General features: G+C 41.6%; 20 protein-coding genes and 2 tRNA genes. 14 read left to right on the forward strand and 8 right to left on the reverse strand.

The window, feature by feature from the left end:
- Window positions 1–114: 114 nt before the first annotated feature.
- Window positions 115–4,095, reverse strand: coding sequence for a S8 family serine peptidase (locus ACSSVW_RS18100; protein ID WP_454179868.1), 3,981 nt, complete (start codon window positions 4,093–4,095; stop codon window positions 115–117).
- Window positions 4,096–4,333: 238 nt separating this feature from the next.
- Here ACSSVW_RS18100 and ACSSVW_RS18105 point away from each other — a divergent pair, with 238 nt between their 5' ends.
- A complete protein-coding gene (locus ACSSVW_RS18105) occupies window positions 4,334–4,804 on the forward strand; it encodes a DUF2721 domain-containing protein (protein ID WP_036974373.1) in 471 nt (156 codons plus the stop codon).
- Between the two features lie 103 nt (window positions 4,805–4,907).
- Window positions 4,908–5,360: a c-type cytochrome gene (locus ACSSVW_RS18110; protein WP_036974371.1), complete on the forward strand. Its 453-nt coding sequence runs from the start codon at window positions 4,908–4,910 to the stop codon at window positions 5,358–5,360.
- Between the two features lie 79 nt (window positions 5,361–5,439).
- Here the strand turns inward: ACSSVW_RS18110 and ACSSVW_RS18115 are convergent, their stop codons facing one another.
- The gene (locus tag ACSSVW_RS18115) at window positions 5,440–6,090 is read right to left on the reverse strand and encodes a cytochrome b/b6 domain-containing protein (RefSeq protein WP_036974369.1); all 651 of its coding nucleotides are present in this window, start codon (window positions 6,088–6,090) and stop codon (window positions 5,440–5,442) included.
- A gap of 153 nt (window positions 6,091–6,243) precedes the next feature.
- Here ACSSVW_RS18115 and ACSSVW_RS18120 point away from each other — a divergent pair, with 153 nt between their 5' ends.
- Both ACSSVW_RS18120 and ACSSVW_RS18125 read left to right on the forward strand, forming a co-directional pair.
- Window positions 6,244–6,951 carry an AzlC family ABC transporter permease gene (locus ACSSVW_RS18120; protein ID WP_421419142.1) on the forward strand — a complete coding sequence of 236 codons (708 nt, stop codon included), beginning with the start codon at window positions 6,244–6,246 and terminating at the stop codon, window positions 6,949–6,951.
- Window positions 6,948–7,247 carry an AzlD domain-containing protein gene (locus ACSSVW_RS18125; RefSeq protein ID WP_036974365.1) on the forward strand — a complete coding sequence of 100 codons (300 nt, stop codon included), beginning with the start codon at window positions 6,948–6,950 and terminating at the stop codon, window positions 7,245–7,247. Before ACSSVW_RS18120 ends, ACSSVW_RS18125 begins: the two co-directional genes overlap by 4 nt.
- 6 nt (window positions 7,248–7,253) lie before the next feature.
- Here the strand turns inward: ACSSVW_RS18125 and ACSSVW_RS18130 are convergent, their stop codons facing one another.
- Window positions 7,254–8,408: an iron-containing alcohol dehydrogenase gene (locus ACSSVW_RS18130; protein WP_036974363.1), complete on the reverse strand. Its 1,155-nt coding sequence runs from the start codon at window positions 8,406–8,408 to the stop codon at window positions 7,254–7,256.
- 157 nt (window positions 8,409–8,565) lie between these two features.
- Here ACSSVW_RS18130 and ACSSVW_RS18135 point away from each other — a divergent pair, with 157 nt between their 5' ends.
- A complete protein-coding gene (locus tag ACSSVW_RS18135) occupies window positions 8,566–9,432 on the forward strand; it encodes a LysR family transcriptional regulator (protein ID WP_454179869.1) in 867 nt (288 codons plus the stop codon).
- Between the two features lie 67 nt (window positions 9,433–9,499).
- Window positions 9,500–9,982 (forward strand): glutathione peroxidase, encoded by a 483-nt coding sequence (locus tag ACSSVW_RS18140; RefSeq protein ID WP_065978870.1) that lies wholly within the window; start codon window positions 9,500–9,502, stop codon window positions 9,980–9,982.
- Window positions 9,983–10,036: 54 nt separating this feature from the next.
- On the opposite strand, the gene ACSSVW_RS18145 is transcribed toward ACSSVW_RS18140, so the two are convergent.
- On the reverse strand, window positions 10,037–10,225 hold the full coding sequence (locus ACSSVW_RS18145) for a PA3496 family putative envelope integrity protein (protein WP_036974357.1): 189 nt from the start codon (window positions 10,223–10,225) through the stop codon (window positions 10,037–10,039).
- A gap of 391 nt (window positions 10,226–10,616) precedes the next feature.
- Between ACSSVW_RS18145 and ACSSVW_RS18150 the strand changes: the two genes are divergently transcribed.
- The gene (locus ACSSVW_RS18150; RefSeq protein ID WP_421419140.1) at window positions 10,617–11,417 is read left to right on the forward strand and encodes a YggN family protein; all 801 of its coding nucleotides are present in this window, start codon (window positions 10,617–10,619) and stop codon (window positions 11,415–11,417) included.
- Between the two features lie 63 nt (window positions 11,418–11,480).
- Here ACSSVW_RS18150 and ACSSVW_RS18155 read toward each other — a convergent pair whose 3' ends face one another.
- Window positions 11,481–12,923: an aminotransferase-like domain-containing protein gene (locus ACSSVW_RS18155; RefSeq protein ID WP_421419139.1), complete on the reverse strand. Its 1,443-nt coding sequence runs from the start codon at window positions 12,921–12,923 to the stop codon at window positions 11,481–11,483.
- Between the two features lie 101 nt (window positions 12,924–13,024).
- On the opposite strand from ACSSVW_RS18155, the gene ACSSVW_RS18160 reads away from it, so the two are divergent.
- A complete protein-coding gene (locus ACSSVW_RS18160; protein WP_036974353.1) occupies window positions 13,025–13,954 on the forward strand; it encodes a DMT family transporter in 930 nt (309 codons plus the stop codon).
- Window positions 13,955–14,009: 55 nt separating this feature from the next.
- Here the strand turns inward: ACSSVW_RS18160 and ACSSVW_RS18165 are convergent, their stop codons facing one another.
- Entirely contained in the window at window positions 14,010–14,858 is an 849-nt protein-coding gene (locus ACSSVW_RS18165) for a diacylglycerol/lipid kinase family protein (RefSeq protein ID WP_036974456.1), read from the reverse strand.
- Between the two features lie 323 nt (window positions 14,859–15,181).
- On the opposite strand from ACSSVW_RS18165, the gene ACSSVW_RS18170 reads away from it, so the two are divergent.
- From ACSSVW_RS18170 to ACSSVW_RS18190, 5 genes are all read left to right on the forward strand, one after another.
- Window positions 15,182–15,322: a hypothetical protein gene (locus ACSSVW_RS18170; RefSeq protein WP_162898013.1), complete on the forward strand. Its 141-nt coding sequence runs from the start codon at window positions 15,182–15,184 to the stop codon at window positions 15,320–15,322.
- A 225-nt stretch (window positions 15,323–15,547) separates the two neighbouring features.
- Window positions 15,548–15,638: transfer RNA gene (locus ACSSVW_RS18175), tRNA-Ser, on the forward strand.
- Between the two features lie 53 nt (window positions 15,639–15,691).
- Window positions 15,692–15,784, forward strand: a tRNA-Ser gene (locus tag ACSSVW_RS18180).
- Between the two features lie 108 nt (window positions 15,785–15,892).
- Window positions 15,893–16,369: a DUF4124 domain-containing protein gene (locus ACSSVW_RS18185; RefSeq protein ID WP_421419138.1), complete on the forward strand. Its 477-nt coding sequence runs from the start codon at window positions 15,893–15,895 to the stop codon at window positions 16,367–16,369.
- A gap of 63 nt (window positions 16,370–16,432) precedes the next feature.
- Window positions 16,433–17,197 (forward strand): MBL fold metallo-hydrolase, encoded by a 765-nt coding sequence (locus ACSSVW_RS18190; RefSeq protein WP_036974349.1) that lies wholly within the window; start codon window positions 16,433–16,435, stop codon window positions 17,195–17,197.
- On the opposite strand, the gene ACSSVW_RS18195 is transcribed toward ACSSVW_RS18190, so the two are convergent.
- Together ACSSVW_RS18195 and ACSSVW_RS18200 are read right to left on the reverse strand one after the other, a co-directional pair.
- Window positions 17,169–18,287 (reverse strand): aminotransferase class V-fold PLP-dependent enzyme, encoded by a 1,119-nt coding sequence (locus ACSSVW_RS18195; protein WP_421419137.1) that lies wholly within the window; start codon window positions 18,285–18,287, stop codon window positions 17,169–17,171. The two genes, ACSSVW_RS18190 and ACSSVW_RS18195, sit on opposite strands and share 29 nt — an antisense overlap.
- On the reverse strand, window positions 18,287–19,456 hold the full coding sequence (locus tag ACSSVW_RS18200) for a PrnB family protein (protein WP_036974345.1): 1,170 nt from the start codon (window positions 19,454–19,456) through the stop codon (window positions 18,287–18,289). Before ACSSVW_RS18200 ends, ACSSVW_RS18195 begins: the two co-directional genes overlap by 1 nt.
- Window positions 19,457–19,569: 113 nt before the next feature.
- Between ACSSVW_RS18200 and ACSSVW_RS18205 the strand changes: the two genes are divergently transcribed.
- Entirely contained in the window at window positions 19,570–20,031 is a 462-nt protein-coding gene (locus ACSSVW_RS18205; protein ID WP_036974343.1) for an Lrp/AsnC family transcriptional regulator, read from the forward strand.
- The last annotated feature ends 18 nt before the right edge of the window (window positions 20,032–20,049 follow it).

Raw genomic sequence — 20,049 nt, forward strand, 5'->3', positions numbered from 1 at the left:
TTTTTTATTATTCATCCTCCAATATAAGTAAAAACAGAGCAAGATATAAGCATGCTTTGTGAAGCAATGTAAAAAGGGAGCCGAAGCTCCCTTTATTAATTACAAATCAAGTCATTACTTTTGCTTGCGACGGCGCATAAATGCAAACGGTGCAGCTAGTAAAGTTAACCATGCTAATGAACCTGAATCATCTTTATCATCATCGTCATTACTACGAATGTCATTCACTTCAACTTCAACGTTTACTGCGTCTGACATATTGCCGGCAGAATCAACAGCAATTACAGAGAATGTAAATTCACTTTGGAATTCATAATCAAGCTCGCTCGCAACACTAATAACACCATTAGTATTAACAGTAACTAAGTTGCTACCCGATACGATAAATTCAACAACTGGCGTTTCATCTGAATCAGGATCAGAGAACTCTAACGTGCCAATCACTGTACCTAAAGCAACATTCTCATCAACAGAGAAGCGTTGTCCTGAAGCTATAACAGGCTTAGATTCTGCTGGGTCTTCTGTAACTTCAATAGTAACTAGAACAGCCTCAGACATATTTTCAGCACTGTCTATCGCAGTAACCATTAATTCGATAACTGGTGTTGTATCAAAATCAATTTCACCTACAACAGTCAGGCTGCCCATTTCATCAATAGCAATACCATCATGACCTTCTACTGAGTAAGAAACAATTGGCGTAGTTTCAGCGTCTGGATCAGATGCCAAAACAGTACCAATCACTGTTCCTGACACTGCATTTTCTTGAACAGTAAACATTTGACCCGCTTCCACAACTGGCATCATTTCAGCGGCTTCATCTGCTAAGTTATTAACCATTACTGTAACCATAGCCGGTTCAGAAATATTGCCAGCAGAGTCAGTTACCACAACTTCTATCTCTATAGACACAAGTCCTGCGTCGAAATCAAGCATTGCTTCATCCATTACAACAACATCACCTTCAGAAGTTACTGAAACAGCTGTTGAATTGGAACTGAGTACAATAAACTCAGAGATAGGGTTTGCAAGATCTGCACTGTATGTTGCTTCAAGTGTGCCAATAACAGTACCTGTCGATGTATTTTCATCAACGCTAAACATTGCATCAGAAAGAACTGGGGCTGAATTTGCGTCATCACGAGGTGTTGCTACAAATGCTTTAGAACCTGAATCAGACAGGATCATGAAGTCTGCACCTGCGTTTAATAGCGTTGCTGATGCACCAGGCTCAACTGAGCTTACTGCTTCACCAGCTTCATTCACAAGTACAGCATATACATCATTAGAAGCATCAGTAAACGTATATGTTCCCATTGCAACATCGCCTGCACCTGTAGCGATTGGTGTCCATGTTTCTTCCTCTGTACGGAAGCGAACATTTGCTGAGACTTTACCAATATCTTCAGCAGTTAAACCAAAATCACCCAAGCAGCTTTGCATTGTTAAGTGATTATTACCAATGATTTGATAGATATTATTCAGCGCGCCAGAGCTGCTTCCATAACCATGTGTAAAGGTAATTGCAGTACCAGGCTCAACATCATAGAACCACTCAAGTTTACCATTTTGAACTGTTACATCGTATGTACCATCTTGGTCTATATCGAAGTCAGCCATAAAGCCACCCACATAAGAGTGAGTGATACCTTCATTCATCACTACCGTAGTTAAAGTAACAAAACCGCTTGCACAGACTTCTGTTGGCACAGCAAACGTCTCAATTGACGCGCCCACTAAATCAAAGCGTTGGTCTTCATCTATTTCATCAGTCATTACTGTTGGTGCAAATACTGGTTCAAGTGCCACTGCACCAGTATTAGTTAACGTATGAGCAAGGCCATCTTCTGTCATCACAGGAGTAAAGCTCATTGCAGCGTTTGCTTTTGGCAATACGTGATACACAAGGTGGAATGCTCTTTCACTACCATCAGAGAAGACTAACGCACCATCAAGCTCTAAGTTTGTTAAATCAGCAGTGACTGCTTGCGAGCCAATGTTATCATCAGTCAATGTCCACTCTGGTAACGTAGTAGGGTCAATCGTTGCTGTCACATCAAATGATAGCGTTTGACCTGCAGGAACAGTGATTGTCTCTGGGTAATCGAATGAGAATGAACCACGGTCAATATCGTTTTGATAACGCTGTTCTAAAGAAAGCGAATACACTTTGACTTCATTCGAGAAGTTCTTAACTTGTACCGTTTTTGTTAATTTAACTGTTTCTGATGCATTCACTAAACCAAACGAAAGAGCCGCTTGTTTGGTATCTGCTGCCCAAGCAGCAACAGGTAAGTTTGCAGCTTTATTAACATCAACTAAACCCGCACCGATGTAACTAATTGGCGCAAGTTCAGCATCTGGGTTAAGTGCTAATGGCTCCATTGTTACGTTTAAGTTAGCGGTATTCATTAACGTTGCTTTAATTTCAAGTGCATTGCGCTCTGGTAATGCTTCTTTCAGTAAACTCACTGCACCAGCCGTGATAGGACCAGAGAACGAAGTACCTGTAGCGCCTGTTAAACCATCACCAAGACCTGGGTGAGCCGTCATAATGTTCACGCCCGGCGCGGTAATTTCTGGTTTTAATAAACCGCCCATTGATGGACCACGTGATGTAAAGTCTGCAATTGCACCAGACAATACTAAACGCTCAACAGTTAAGTTAAATGTTCCACCCGCTTTAAGCGCAGCACCTGCTGTAAATGTTACACCTACAGAAGGAATTGTGACTGCTGCATCGGCACCGCCCATAGGTGCTGGCGTGCCATCATCTGTATTATTTGCAATGACAACGAACTCTGCACCTTTTGCTTGAGCTGCTAATACTTTAACTGTGAATGCACACGCACCACGGTCAATAATCACACCTTTGCCAGTAAAATCAACGTCATCAGCAAATGCTTCACACGCTGTTTGATTTGCTTCTGGGTAAACTAATTCAATGTTGTCATTTGTGTAACTAAATGCAGTTTGTGGACCGAAGCTAGCTGGTTGAACAATAGTTTCTTCATCGTTAACTGTACCGCTAGCAACTGACTGCTCTTCTGTAGGGTGAGTCATTGCTCCAACAGACAACGCATTCTCTGTTGTACTCGGACCACCAACAATAAATGGGTATGCACCATCATTACCCGCTGAAATAACCACGTTAGTGCCTAGCTTTACAGCCTCATTAATGAAAAGTCCAACCGCGTCGTTAGCAATGTCACCATAGTCACCACCTAAAGACATATTAATGACATCTACACGATCAGAAATATCACCATCACCATCAGGGTCCATCGCATTCTCTAACGCAAGTAATTGCGCCAATCCTGGACAGTTAGCAGCACACACTGAATAAACAAATAAATCAACATTTGGTGCAATGCCATTCACAGAGTGAGATACATGCGTACCATGGTTTGTCGTTACATCTATTGGATCCGCATCATTATTAATGTAATCGAAACCACCAAGCACTTTTCCTTGCGGCCAATCAACAGTTGTAGGATCTGCAATGGCTGCTTCATAGGCAGCTTCAGTGCCTTCACCACCAAATGCAGTGTGCGTATAATCAATACCTGTATCTAGTACAGCAACACGTACACCTTGACCCGTCGCTAAGCCATTCGCTACAAGTGGAGTCGCTTCAATATAGTCAGCACTATCAGCTACATGTAATTTGTAATCATAGACGGGATAAATACCTTCAACTTGCGAGTTTGAAAGTAATTTTGCGATATCTTGTTTGTTACCATTCAGTACAACCGAGCTTACAAGTGTTGATGTCTTAGCTACAACTTGAACGGGTAAGTCCATACTCTGAATAGCTTGCTCTACACTGGCTTGTGCTAATTTGGCTTGTGCTTGAACAGAGGCAACATCTGCCCCTAAACTTTTTGCATTAATAGTTGCTGGCACATTTAATTTAACTAACCAACTAGTCACTTCACTGCGAGTATTTTGTTCTTTTTTACTTACCGCACTCGGTTTAATTAATTCTTTACCTGCTAGATTATATTTTGAAAAATCATTCGCTTGCGCGCTGGCACATAGTGCACTAGTCACAGCTAAAGCAACGGCTGTTCTTTTTATTAGATTATTAGACATGGGTTCCCCTGGGATATGTTATGTTATCGTCTAAATAGTGATTGAAACTACGTTTCAGTACCAATATAAAACGTAAACACAAACCAGAACAACATCTCGATTACATTATGGTTACATTACAACCTACAAAAGGTGCCAATGTTAATCTACCCCATTGTTTTAATTGAGCTTTGACATCATAAATTTGATGTAAACGTTTGTAAACGAAAGTAGTATTTTTAGAGTAGAGTAAGGCACAATGAACTCAGAAGTCATTAACATACTAACGATGGCAAAGGTTATACAAACCGCTGTCGCTCCAGTCTTTTTAATCACCGGTATTGCGGCAACCTTAGGTGTTTTATCAAATCGTTTAGCGCGTATTACAGACCGCGCTAGGCAGTTAGAGCGAAAGCTAAAAGTCAGTACCGACGAAGAGTTCAATAAGTCACTGACCACAGAGTTAAGAGCCCTGCTAAAACGTTCTCGCTGTATTCATATTGCATTTAGTGCAAGTGTATTAAGTGCTTTGCTCGTGTGCGCCGTGGTTATGTGTTTATTTTTATCACACATTCACTCTATCAACTTAAGTGTGACCATTGCCAGTTGCTTTGTAGCTGCGATGGCACTGCTCATTTGTGGCTTTTTATCGTTACTTGGCGAAGTTTTCTTAGCAACACGTAGCATGCGACGCGGGATGATCTTCGCTGACATTGATATTAATGATTAAATTAAACTTAAGTTAAGATTAACCGCATTACACTTGAATAAAACACCTAGCTAAGATACAACTCAAACAGTTTATCTTTATGACATCTAAAGGGGCAAAAGGAATGAAATTAAAACACTTAGTATTAGGTACCATGTTATCGACACTGGCACTAGGCGCAACAGCAAGCACCGTATTCGAAGAACCTAGCGACGCGATTGAATACCGCCAAGCTGCGTTTTCTATGATCCGTGTACAAATTGGTGATATGGGCGACATGTTAAAAGGAAAAGTCCCTTTTGATGCTGAGCGCTTCCAAATGCGAGCAAATAATGCTGCCGCTTTATCAAAAATGCCATGGGAAGCATTTGTTGCAGGTTCAGACAAAGGCGAAACATCAGCGCTTCCCGCGGTGTGGAGCGATAACGACACTTTTATGAAAAAAGCAGTCGCTTTCCAGCAATATGCGGATGAACTTGCTGTTGCAGCAAAAAGTGGTGATCAGAAAGTAATTGGTAAAGCATTCGGTGCGTGGGCTAAAGGATGTAAAGACTGTCATAAGTCATTTAAAGACTAGTCAACGACATTAAAAAAGGCGCTGTCTGCGCCTTTTTTAACACTTAACTCACTTAACTCACTTAACTCACTCAACTCACTTAATTAAACAAATAACTTAATGGCTCAGCACCCCATGTGGTAAAAAGTACCACTAAACACAGCGCAAAAATAACGAATGCAAGCAAGGGTGATTTTGTCACAGGCTCAGTCACAGAGACTTGCTCACTACTGCCCGTCAGCATTGGTTTAACGAGGTTCTTGCCTTTAATGCGATATATCACAATCGCAATTACATGCAGCACAATAGCATACAGTAAAATATCAAAGTTCAGGTGATGTAACCAACCAGCAAACTCAACCGTGTCCGTAGATACATATTTAACAAGCGGTCCATCGGTAAGTATGTCATCGCTGGTCATCAATCCTGAGCCTAGTTGCGCCAAAATTAATATAAAAAACGCGATGACCATATAGCTGCCGGCAGCCCCGTGACCAGCTTTATGCTCATTATTTTTAAATGACTTAATTGCCGCAATCGGTGAATGTATCAATGAGGACAGCTTGGCCGTTTTACTGCCAATAACCCCCCATATAAGACGCGTGATTATGAGCGCTAGCGTGAAATACCCGGTTGCAAAATGTAGCTCCAGCATGCCTTCTTCAGCACTAAAATAAAGCGTTGCAATTGCAACGACTAATAACCAATGAAAGCTTCTTATAAAGCCATCCCATACTTTCACTTTAGACATGATAACGCTCCCTATGAAATATACTCAAAGCACTTAAAAAGACCAGAACCGGCAAGGCATTGGGGTATACATTATTGCAAACTTCGGTTATTTTGACACGCCTCCATTACAGGTGTTTTGATCTGAGCCATAACAACAAGTAAGAGCGATAAAATGCAAAAACCTATTCTCAAAGCGTTATTAAAAGGCTTTTTCGACATGCTCCCGCTATGTTTAGCCGTCATCCCGTGGGGCATTCTGTGTGGCTCTTTAGCAATCCAAAATGGCTTTAGTGCGTTTGAAACACAAGCAATGTCACTACTCGTATTTGCCGGTTCTGCGCAGTTAGTCGCGATTGAATTAATGGCTGGTAATACCCCCTTACTCACTATTTTATTTACCACGCTTATAATAAGTTCAAGACACTTTTTGTATGGCCTAGCCATCCGCCATAAAGTCATTGATCAACCATTTGGTTGGCGTTTACCTGTCAGCTTTGTTTTAACCGATGAGTTATTTGCTTTTTCGCATCACCCTAAAGCTTACCAAACAAAGCTGCGTCTTATTTATGCTTTAAGTGCTGGCTTTAGTTTTTATATCGCATGGAACATATGGACATTGCTTGGTATTGTTGCTGGCAGCTTATTGCCCGATTTAACAAACCTGGGCCTTGATTTTGCTATTGCCGCCACTTTCATTGCATTAGTAGTGCCAGGGGTGAAAAACCTCGCAACTCTTGCCACCGTCGTCACCGCAGGAGTCGTTGCAACCCTCCTTAAAAGCCACGGTTTTCAGTTATGGTTAGTAACAGCAGCACTGATTGCTATGTCGGTTGGGTACGCAATTAGCCGCTGGCAAGCAAAAGAGGAGCATAGAGCATGATGACCACGATTGTATTAATGGCGTGTATTACTTTTTTTACGCGTTACTTGTTTCTACACCGCGCTTTGCCTTTTAAGGTAGGCCCTAAAATGCAGCAGTTTTTGAGTTTTAGTGCTCCTGCCGTGCTCACTGCTATTTGGGTGCCCATTGTATTTATTAATGATGAAGGGATTAATTTAGATTGGCAAAATCCCTACCTAAGCGCTGCGGTACTTGCCGTTATTGTGGCTTACAAAACACACAACATTTACTACACAACACTGGCAGGGATGGGATTATTTATAATCTTAAGCTAACGCAACTTATACGCTGGCGAGCAAAATAGCGCGGCTTTTCTCAAGTGTCACTTGCTCACGCTCACCCAGTGCAGTCATGCCATGGCGCTCTAACTGCGCAACAAGCTTATCTGCCACACTGTCGTCTAAGTTATAATCGCTCAAACGTGTTGGCATTTTAACACTGTGGAAGAAAGCTTCCGTTGCAGCTATCGCGTGTTCAATTGCCGCCTCTTCATTGGTAATATCCAGTCCCAGCACACGTTCTGCATATTGTAGTAACTTACCGCGCTTAGTGTCTTTTTGCTCAGCCATCATGCGTGGTAATACAATCGCTAGGGTTTGCGCATGATCAAGGCCGTACACTGCTGTCATTTCATGCCCTATCATATGTGTTGCCCAATCTTGAGGTACGCCCGCACCAATCAACCCATTTAATGCCATTGTTGCTGACCACATAATATTAGCGCGCACCTGATAATTTTCTGGCTCTGAGAATGCTTTAGGTCCTTCTTCAATGAGGGTCATTAAAATTCCTTCGGCAAAGCGGTCTTGCAACTTTGCACCTACATCATACGTAAGGTATTGCTCCATAGTATGTACAAATGCGTCAACAATCCCGTTAGTCACTTGGCGCTCTGGTAATGAAAACGTTACTGCGGGGTCAAGTACCGCAAAACGAGGGCGCACATACTCACTGGCAAATGGAAGTTTATCGTGAGTTTCAAGGTTTGAGACAACACTAAAGGTATTCGACTCAGACCCCGTTGCAGGCAAGGTCAGTACCACACCGAGTGCAACCGCCGATTTTACTTCTGCGCCGTTTGCTAAAATATCCCAAGGCTCACCCGTGAATTCAGCCGCAGCGGCAATAAACTTACTGCCATCAACCACAGAACCCCCACCTACAGCCAGAATGAAATCAATCTGCTTTTCTTTAACAAGCTCTACGGCTTTCATACAGGTTTGATAACTTGGGTTTGGCTCAATACCTGCAAACTCAAACCACGTATGCTCACTTAATGCTGCTTTAACCTGATCATAAACGCCATTTTTCTTAATGCTGCCACCACCATAAGTGACGAGTACTTTGGCATTTTTAGGGATTTCTGACTGAATCTCTTTAATCTGTTGCTCACCAAAATGAATCTTGGTTGGGTTTTCAAAACTAAAATTTAACATGTGGCTTCCTCATCGTTGATGTGAGTTTTTATCAGTGAATAACCCATTTTAGTTATTTTTATATAGGGATAAAGCAGTAAAATAGATAATCACTTTTGCAGTAATGCAATAATAATTAACGTAAACTCACACTAGCTAGAAATCTTAGGATATGAATATGTGGCAAGGTTTAGACGAATTTTTATATGTTGTTGAGCAAGGGAGCTTTACCCATGCAGCCAAGGCGATGGAGGTCTCTACTTCACATATTAGTAGGCAAATTCAACAACTTGAAAACCGCTTAGGGTCAGTCCTTTTTCAGCGTACCACGCGAAAAATAAGCCTGACAGAGGCCGGAAAAGAATATGCGATCAAACTTAAAGCAATCCGGCAAGAGCTTATCGATGCGAATAACCAGTTACAGGGTGAGCAACGCCAACCTAAAGGGCTTATTCGTATCACAGGTGCCGGTGAATTTGTTGCCAATCAAGTTGCACCGAAAGTTGCCGAATTTGTCAAACGCTACCCAGAGGTCGAAGTCGAAATCGACTTCAATAGCCGTAATGTCAATTTAGTTGAAGAGGGCTTTGACTTAGCCGTTCGTTTTGGCCGCATGGAAGACTCCAATCTTATCGCCAGACCTCTTTGCAAGCGAATAATGACGCTTGTCGCAAGCCCTGAATACCTAGCCAACCATCCACGCTTAACGCACCCTTATGAGTTGACTGAACACAATTGCCTAATCGCGATGAGAAAACGTTGGCGTTTTAACATTGATAAACACATCAAAGAAGTCCGTATAAATGGCAATTGGCGCAGCAATCACCCTCAAGCCATTCTAAGTGCAGCTATTGCTGGCATCGGAATCGCGCATTTGGCACACGACATTGTTGAGCCCTATATTGCAAAAGGGCAACTTGTAACAGTGCTGGATGACTTTCAAGTCAGCGACAACGCCTCTTGGTTGGTTTATCCGCGCAAAGATCTCTTGCCTTACCGCGTACGTTTACTAATTGAGCACCTTACCAATGAATTCGCTGAATAAAATTCACACTTTCAGAAATAAGGCAAGCGGGTTAGAATCAATCAAATAATAATAAAAAGTCACTATTATGAACGAATTTTATCAACTCTCAGCAACCAACTTACAAGGCCAAACGGTTCACTTTTCTGATTTCGAAAATAAAGTCGTTTTAGTCGTCAATACAGCGAGCAAGTGTGGTTTTACACCACAATACGAAGGCCTGCAAAAATTGCACGAAAAATACCATGATCAAGGCCTCATTATTATCGGCTTTCCGTGTAATCAGTTTGGTAAACAAGAGCCCGGTGACGCAAAAGAAATTAAGGAAGGCTGCCTCATCAACTATGGCGTGAGTTTCTTAATGATGAGTAAGGTGGATGTCAATGGTGAACATGCTCACCCTGTCTTTAGGCACCTAAAATCAGAATTACCGGGCTTTATCACCCGTAAAATAAAGTGGAACTTTACAAAGTTTCTGATTGGTAGGGATGGTAAAGCGATTAAACGATTCGCGCCCCTCACTAAACCAGAACACATCGAGTCTGCAATTATTACGGCACTGAGCAAATAAACCTCGAACCAAAAAGCAATAAAGAGGCAATAGCCTCTTTATCTAAATTTATGCTTAGTCGTTCATGTACTCATCAAAGTCGTCTTCGCCTAAGTTTCTGCGCAAGCGTTTTTGCTCAAGATAGTCTTCCAACTTCTTCTTAACGCGTTGCTTTTTCTTGTCGTGTTGATTACGCCCGACCATTTCGTACTCGTCTTCAACAAAATCGTCATCTAGCGCATCATAACTAAATGTCTTACCCACAACCCACTCCATAAAGTGTTTGAGACCAATTCAGGAGATTAAAATTCGCTCTGTGAATTGGCAAAGATTAAAAAGCTCAGTGGTTATTTAGTATGTAAAAAACCACCAAAATAAAGCCACACCGCCATGCTAAAGTGGCGATATGTCAATATTGTGAATAAATAGCGCTAAATTTGATTTCTGAAAAGTGAGAGTTTTTTATCGTTTCGATAAAACACATTTATCCATGTGTGTTTTTTAGTTAATTTGACTAAAAAATGGCTAAAAAACCAAACAGCTTTCATTTTAAAAAACCACAAAAACAACATAACTCAATGAAAATAAACACAATAAAAACCTTGGCATTAAGTTTGATTATTTATTTTCGTCATTTCAAACAGGAAAGAAAAAAATGAAAAAGTTATTGTTAGTAAGTTCTTTATTTATCGCAACCAGCGCTATGGCTCATAACGATAATGATACGCATATTTCATTCAGTGGTGAGCAATGTGATGTTGAGTTCAAGAACGATGTTCGCATCACGCCAAACGAATTAGAAGTGTTCACTGCTGATAACAGCACAATGAAAATCATTGATCAAAATAACTTATACATTGATGGCGAAAACATCTCGCTGAATGCATCTCAACAACAAGCTATTGCAAATTACTCAGATAGCTTACGTAGCCAACTACCCGAAGTGGCAAACATTGCTCTAGAGGGTGTGAAAATTGCCGGTGTTGCAATTGAAGAAGTGGCAAACGCATTCAACATTAGTGGCTTTGATGACATCTCGGAATTAATGGATGAGATTAGTGTAGAAGTGCAAAATACCTTTTACCAACAAGGTGCATTCACCATGGGTCAGCAAAGTTTTGAAAAGTTTGGTCAAAATTTTGATGAACAATTCGACCAACAAATTGAGTCTGCAGTTGAATCGGCAATGATGCAATCAATGGGCAGTATTTTAGTTGCGCTAGGCTCTGAGCTTCTTGGCTCGGGTGGTGACATGGACACGTTTGAACAGCGCATGGAAAACATGGGTGAACAAATCGAAGCGCGTGTAGAAACACAAGCAGCGCAACTTGAAAAACGTGCCGACGCATTGTGTGGCAGCTTTGCCGATATTGCTCACAAAGAGCAACAGCTCGTTACTTTAGTGCCACAACTCAAAGAATACCAACTGTTCACGTTCAAACAGAACACCCTGTAATGCATTAACATCCCTGAACCAATCTACTTGGTCTTATGGCGCAGAGCTTGCTCTGCGCTTTTTTTATTTTTTTGCAAGTACGGTTAGTTGTGACAACGTTTTGACTGCGTCTTCCAAACGCTCTGACCAAGGCAAACCATAGCTTAATCGAAAACAGCTGCGGTATTTTTTCCCCGCCGAAAAAATAAGCCCAGGAGTAATACTAATCCCCGCATCTAATGCTAAATGGAATAGTTTAACGGCATCATATTGACTCCCTAAGTCCACCCAAATAACACACCCTCCCTGCGGGTTACTAATACGTGCACAACTTGGCATATATTGCTGCAGGCACCAAATCATTCGCTCTTTGTTAGCACTTAGTCGCTGGCGTAATAAACGAATATTTCTATCGTATTCACCACTGGCAATAAATTCATACAAGGTCCATTGATTGATCAATGGCGCTGAGCAGCTCAAGGCTCGTTTAAAACGTCTGGCTTGTTCAGCAAACTGGCCCGCAATAATCCAACCAATCCGATAACTCGGTGCAGCCGTTTTTGAAAATGAGGCGCAGGTGATCACCAATCCTTTTTTAGAGTAAGCCTGCGCTGGTGTAGCACGTTTTGCGGTGTAATGTAGATCACCGTATACATCATCCTCTATCAGCACAACATCACGAGCCTCAAGTAAAGCGACCAGCTGTTCACGCTTACTATCAGGCATAAAACTCCCCACAGGGTTATTCAATGAGGTAGAGAACACGCATGCTTTTATATCATGCTCATCTAGCGCCTGTTGTAAGTCATCTAACCAAATGCCTTCATCTGGGCATAGTGGGATTTCCAGCGCTTTCAAGCCTAAACTTTCAATTAACTCAATGATGCCAAAGTAACAAGGTGATTCAATCGCAATCACATCACCAGGTTTTGCCACGCATTTTAGTGCAATAGCAAGCGCTTCTTGTGCCCCATTGGTGATCACCAATTCATCGCTCGCCACACCAATTCCGAAATCTAAATAACGATGAATCAATTGCTTTTTTAACGGAGCAAAGCCATCCATCGGCCCATAATTAATTACCGTAGCTCCGGCCAATGTCATCACTCGGCGCATCGTTCGTGCTAATGCTTTATCGGTGGGTGCAGCAGCAATTGGATTAGCAATACCAAACGGGACAACATTGGCTTTGTGAATTGCGCTATAAACTTGCTCTATCAGCGCTTGCTTGTTGACAGTCATTGGCTCGCGGCTTAATTTCACGCGCTTGGGTCTTGATTGATTTAACTGCGATGATTTTAAAAAGTATCCCGACTTCTCTCTCGCTTCAATCAACCCTTGCCCCTCAAGAAGCTGATAGGCCTGCTTAACGGTAGGAATACTGACATTAAGCTTTTCAGCCATTTTTCGCAATGAAGGGAGTTTTTCACCGGGTAATAACGATCCCTGTGACGATAAATCTCTTACTAACTGAGTCACTTGCTGATACAAGAACTCACTGTTACTGCGACTGATCACTTGTGACATAGCCCACCAAACTGTATAGGTTGCATTTGTAGTTTTCTGTATATGTTAAGTATACAGAATCAACTTAAAATAAACACACTTACCCTATTTAGGCAATAAAGATGAAAAGCGCCGCTCTTTACCTTGCAACTGTATTGATCTGGGGATCAACGTGGCTGGCTATTGAGTTTCAACTAGGTGATGTCGCCGTTGAAATTTCTTTGTTCTATCGTTTTGCGATTGCCGCCATTTTAATGTGGGCATTTGTGTTATTTAAAAACCTGCCGATGCGTTATTCATGGCGTGATCATGGTTTTTTTACCCTACTGGCATTATTTAACTTTGGTTTGAACTACCTAACACTGTATTGGGCACAAAACTACCTTAGTTCTGCCATGGCCTCCATTGCATTCTCAATGCTATTAGTGATGAATATTATTAATACCCGACTGTTTTTTTCGAAACCAATCGCCAAGCGAATTTACGTTGGCGCATTGTTAGGCGTTTTGGGTATCGCCAGCTTGTTTTGGCCACAAATTCAGCAGTTCGACTTGAGTAATGGTACGTTGGTCGGGTTACTACTTGCGCTGTCAGGGACCTTTGTGGCTTCATTAGGTAATATGATCAGCGTCCGCAATTCTCAGCGTGATATTGGCGTTATGCAGGGGAATGCATGGGGCATGCTTTACAGTGCTATTGGCTTAGCCGTGTATGTATTAATAAGCGACGTGCAACTGACATTCACTGCACCTGCAAGTTACTGGGTATCGCTACTTTACTTAGCCATATTTGGCACTGTCATCGCATTTGCTTGTTATTTTGCGCTGTTGAAAAATATTGGTCCCGAGCGCGCCAGTTACGTCATTGTATTATTTCCTCTAGTGGCAGTCGTACTGAGTACATTGTTTGAAGGGTTTGAGTGGCAAACCAACACATTTATAGGGTTTAGTTTAGTGCTATTTGGCAATGCCATTGTATTAACGCCCACACAACGAATTAAAGCGTTTTTTGCTACAAGAAATAGCCTGCAAAATCGCTCTGTCCCCAGTTAGAAGTGATTATGTCACCTCTAACACCAAGCGCCTGCTAAAAATAGCAGGCGCTTTTTTATGGTAAATGAAAACGTAATGCTTGGTGATACATGACAACTTTTGCAGGTGTCACACCGACCAACTCGCCATCAGCCTCTATTAGCAAACCGGCAGTGTGTATTTCGGCACGAGACAAACGGCAGTATTGAAGCTCGTTTAAGTTATGATGTTTTACAAAAATGAGATGTAAAAAACTGCGTAAATTCTTCACTAAGTTACCTGCTGGCATGCGATAACACTCAAGCTCTCCATCATTCAATATGGCATGAGGCGCAATTTTTAAGCCTCCACCAAAATAATGATGGTTAGCAAATAAAGTCACTAAATTAGTGAACTCTTCATGCTTGTCGGCAAATACCCCTGATAAAGACTTTGCTTGAAAAGAAAATAACTGTTTAATGCCCTGCCATAGATAACCAAACGCAGTAAACCGCCCCACTTGATTTAATTGACTAACAACATCCGCATCAAAACCGACCCCAGCCACATTAATAAAATACCGCTGATTAATTTTCCCAACATCAATTAACTGAGTATGGCCTGAAAAGACAGCATCTCGCCATTGTTGCGGTTTAAAAGCAAAGCCTCGCGCAAAGTCATTACCGGTCCCTGCTGGCAATAAGGCAATTGAACAATCACAACCAAACAGTGCATTAATGGCTAAATGCAGTGAACCATCGCCACCAATAACAACAGCCTGATTAACGTGCTTTGCAAGATTCGCAATTGCTTTATGGTCACTTTCAAAGTGTCCCGTGGTAAAGAAAAGTTGCGGCTCAATGTGCCGTAATGTGCATTCGTTTAATAACCATTCAACACTTTGCTTAGTATTTTTTTTGTCACTTGGCTTTATTATTATTAACATCAACTGCCACTTCATCTTCTTAGCAAGAAACCTCTTTTTTATTCAAATTAAATTAATCTGAATAAATACTCAATTTAAAACTTTAAAAACGCATAAAACAAAGTTTCAAAAGCTAAAAACCCCTATAAACAAGGAATTTAGAGCGGATTGCTTTAGCATAATTATTCAAAAAACAATGAGACTCGTAACTTAACCCACCGTTAACAAGGCGCATTCAGATAAGAAAAAGTTATCCGGCAGACTCAAATTTTATCGTTTTATTTTTGTTCACTTTGCCTGCAAAATACCCATGTTTTCAACCAAACACAATCTGGAGCAAAGTAATGAACCCAATTAACACTTTAAATCAAAATGCTGCAACTCATGTTGCCGTAAAACCAACTAACCGCAAAGCAAAAATGTTGGCAAAACTAAATCGCTACGGCAAAAAGCTAGCGCTTGGCGGTGCAGTACAATATAAGTAATCCCCAACCATGGTTACTTTTTAGGTGCAGCAAACACCCAACCACTAACGAAGCATCTTCTTTAGCTCCTCGTTTGCTGCTCCCCCTCTTTTTAAAAGCACTAAAACAGCAAAAATTTAAAGCTTTTTACAAAAAACACCGTCTTTACGCTCAAAAAACAAGCAAACGAACTTTTTCCTATTTACACAACCGATTCAGCTAAGTATTATTCTCGCAACACTTTGTGGAGAGATGGCAGAGTGGTCGAATGCACCGGTCTTGAAAACCGGCAGGGGTTTGTAGCCCCTCTAGGGTTCAAATCCCTATCTCTCCACCACTTATTTTTATTTGTTGATAATTATCAGCAAGTTACAATCTGAATTATGCGTTGGAGAGGTGGCCGAGTGGCCGAAGGCGCTCCCCTGCTAAGGGAGTATAGGGTTTGTAGCTCTATCGAGGGTTCGAATCCCTCCTTCTCCACCATTTTATTATTAAAAACCGCTTTTTAGCGGTTTTTTTATGCCCAAAAACTTGCACCTTTTATTGTTAATCATGCATGCTAAGTCTCAGTTAAATTATCGGTGAGACGCCATGATCAGTTCAGCTTTGTTAACTTTAACATTACTGTTAGGCGCGAATAGCAGCCAAGCAACTGTCTATAAATGCATGATAAAGGGTGTTGCCACTTTCTCAGAGCAACCCTGTGGAAAAGACGCCACTATCATAAAAATCAACCTTCCCCCTAAACAACTCACCGATAATACAAAAAAACAGCCTGAGCTAAGCGTTGATGACTACCTACAAGTCCAAGAAATCGATCGCAAAATTCAACAACTAGAATTAGAACGTAAAAACCTAAAGCAACAACAGCGCGAACGAATAGAAAAACTTAAGTTAATGACTCAAGATGCGGCGAACAGATTAGGTGCAGATTCGATTGACGATGCAATAAGTAAACAAAGTAAGCGCATAAATTCATACTATGAAAACCAACTTACGCAATTTGAACAACAGATAAAACAATTAGAAGAGCGTAAAAAGCAACTCAATGGCACACAAACCCCCTAATTTTCCTAAACTGGTCAGGCATGATATAACAATTGAGACGGGTTAATTAAGGGAGCGAGGGTAATGCACATACACACAATCGAAGGCTATATTCAAAATATTTACTTAGTTGAATATCCCGACAAACTAATGCTACTCGATGGGTGTTGCCGCGCTGATGTCGACACCGTATTTAACTATATTACCGAACAACTCAACCGCCCTCTGACAGATTTAAAACTGATTGTTGTGACTCATATGCATCCCGATCATGCCGGTGGCGCCCATGCCCTAAGAAAACTAAGCGGTGCAAAAATTGCGACATCTAATGCACCGGGGCAATGGTATAAAGGCCTTGATGGTATTTTAATGCACTTGACCGATATCGCTCTTGCATGGTGGGTTGCAGGTCGGCTAAACAAAGAAAGACGCAACCTTTGGTATAGCCGATATCTAGATGCCGACTATTACTTAGCAACCGACTCTACCCTACCGGATTTTGATGACTGGCAAGCACTGCATACACCAGGTCATACCGACCGCGATATTAGCTTGTACCATATTCCCACAGAGCGAATTTACATTGCCGACTTACTCGTAAAAGTGAAAGGGCAGCTTATGCCACCCTTTCCTGTGTTTTATCCTAAACTGTATTTAAACTCTTTATTAATGCTAAAAGCCCTTAAACCTCAACGCATTATGTTTGCGCACAGTAATGAAATGCATATTGATGACATCGATTTCGAACACATTTTAGCGCTGGTACCGAAAAAGCCGATGACACACTGGCGTTCTGTAAAGGCAAAAGCGCGACAAGCACTTAATCTAAAACGCTTTTCACAGTCTTAATAAAGTCATTTATATCATTGTCGTCATTATAAACATGGGCTGAGACCCTTAGCCCTAAATGACGTTCATCAACAGCGATATTAGCCTCATGCAACGCCGCTTTAACCGCCTGTTGTTGACGACCAAAATGCATGATTGCCGTGCCGGAGCATTTATCTGCTGCACTTGGCGAACGCATATATTCACTCAGCTCAGCATGCAACGTAGCAAGCATTGCTAAGTTATGGGCGCGTACTTTATCAATGCCTAAATCGGCAAAGTAGCGAATACTATGCGCAGCTAAAATACACGGTGCGACTGATGGCGTTCCTCCCCAAAAACGCAGTGCCGTATGATGATAAGTAAAATGCTTGATATCAAACTCAAATGGATTTTGATGAGAGAACCAACCAACATCTTTTGGCTGACACAATGCAAGTTGATGACGATTGACCCACAAATAAGCAGCACCTGGGCCACCGCACAACCACTTAACACTCGAGCCAAGCATAAAATCGGGGTCAAGTGCTGTTAAATCCACCTCTAAAATACCTGCCGACTGAGCGATATCTATCAGGCTTAGCGTATTGGATTGCTTTGCAATTTGAATGATTTCAGCAATCGGAGCTTGCTGGCCAGTATTTGAATACACATGACTCACAAACACTAAATCGAACGCGTGCTTAGCCAAATATGATTGCCAAACCTGAGCATCGGTTAAATCCTCATCAGCGCCAATAAACACAATTTCAGCGCATGCAGGGAGCGCTTTTTGCATCGCAAATCCCATGCTAGGAAAATCACTTTCTGCCATTAATACTGTGCAGTTTGTCTGTTGCAAACGCGGATGCGACATCACTAACTTTGTTAAGCCACTCGATAAATTCACTTGTGGGCAAAATAGCTCTGCATCCGAATTAAACAGCCGCGCTAAGCTTGATGTAAATGCCTCAACGCCGTGTAACCATTGCTGCCAAGGCTCTTTATTTTCATTTTGCCAAGCGGCAAAAAAATGCTCATGAAAATACGGCTCTGCCGATTTTAAAGCGCGGCCCACAGAATGATTTAATAAATAGCTTCCTGGGGCGAGTATAAAGTCATGTTTACGCATTACTTAATCCACTGTTTTAGCTTAGTTAAATCATCGTAGCGAGTGCGGATATCGTCGCGTTTTGCTGCGGCTCGGCGATCACGTAATTGCTCAAGAGAGTTAAGCAACACATGTAACGGTGGCCCACTCGCCGTGACTTTATCCATATGTTGTTGCTGCATTTTTTGTGATGGCTGTGCAATGTACTTACTCACTAGTTGATTATGATGACCGATTGCTGTGTCACCATGCAATTTACAAACTTGAATAAATAACTTTAAGTTTGTTTGCAGCCATTCACTATCTCGTTCAGTTTCTGCGGCTAAAAAGTCATCCATGATACTCGTCATCCGCATGCTTTCACGCAATATTTGCTGATCTTCTGGCATCATGTATAAAAATTTATCCACCAGCATTTGCGAATAGCTTGGCTCGTTAGCAAAACAAAGTCCAAGCAACATATCAATCACATTAATGCCTGCAAAATCACCGGCATTTGCACCACGATAAACCTCTTTCCCTACGCGATAGGGTTTGTAATAAGGGCGCACACAGTAAAAGAAACGATCAGTATCGAGTTTGTTATACAGCGCATTATTTGACTCGATGACATCCAGTAATGCATGTTTGGCTACAGCCAATAAATCAGCGGCAATAGGGTGCGAAATTCCTAATGGTTGAATTTTTAGTAACGCATCTGCCGCACGTTTGTAAGCCAAAATTCCTTTGGTGTTGTAATCAACAAAGACTTTTTCATCTTCAAGATTTGTAAAGCGCTTATAAAGACCATCAACCGCTTTATTGTGGGTGGTTAAATGAGCAGTCGCAAAGCGTGGTGTAACACCAATGGATGCGCCAATGTGCATAGCAAGTGCCGACGCATCAACCAAGGGAGAAGTGGTTTCGCGTGAGGGTTCAGTAATTTCATGGCGACGACATGCAGCCATAAATAAGCCAACATTGCCTAATAAATCAAAGGCATTATCAAAACCTTCGTCAGTATTGCCTTCTGCTAATAAGGCACGAATATGCTCATTCCCTTCCTGCTCTAACTGGTGTTTAAGGTGTTCGCCAACGCCTTCTACATTCGCTTTATCGTCTTGTTGCCAATATAGTTTTTCTAGTTCGCTATTGATCTCAACAAATCGGGTACGCAGCCAGCTATCAAATGCCTTGGTGTTCTCAGTCACAGGCTTACTCCAAAATAAATATATTGCGATAATGTTAACAGAGTTCACTGAGTGCTAATCGCTAAAATATAAGCTAGAATTTGCGATAATTAGTGAAAATCACTCAAATAGAAATGAAACTAGACAAAAAAGACCAGCAATTACTCAACGCACTACAAGATAATGCACGTACATCTGTGTCTGAGCTTGCTCAATCAGTCAGCCTCTCTGACACTCCTTGCCTGCGCCGAATTAAGAAGCTTGAATCAAGTAATGTGATTAGTGGTTATCATGCTGCAATTAACCCCAAAGCGGTTGACTTAAATGTCTCTGTTTATGCGTTTGTACGCTTAAATCAAAACTCGGTTGCTGCTGCAGAGCAGTTTGAACAGCAAGTGGAAAAGCTTGAACACGTACTGGAATGCTCGGTTATTTCAGGCAGCTATGATTATTTATTAAAAATAATTGCCGCTGACTTAGAAAGCTACGAAAGTTTTGTAAAACATAAATTAGGCAGTATCAATTGTATTGCCAATATCGAGTCGACGGTGGTATTAAAGCAAGCATTCACTAAACGCCATTTACCTTTAGCGTGACGCTGCGTACTTGCAATA

The organism is Pseudoalteromonas sp. MBR-15, assembly GCF_053628915.1.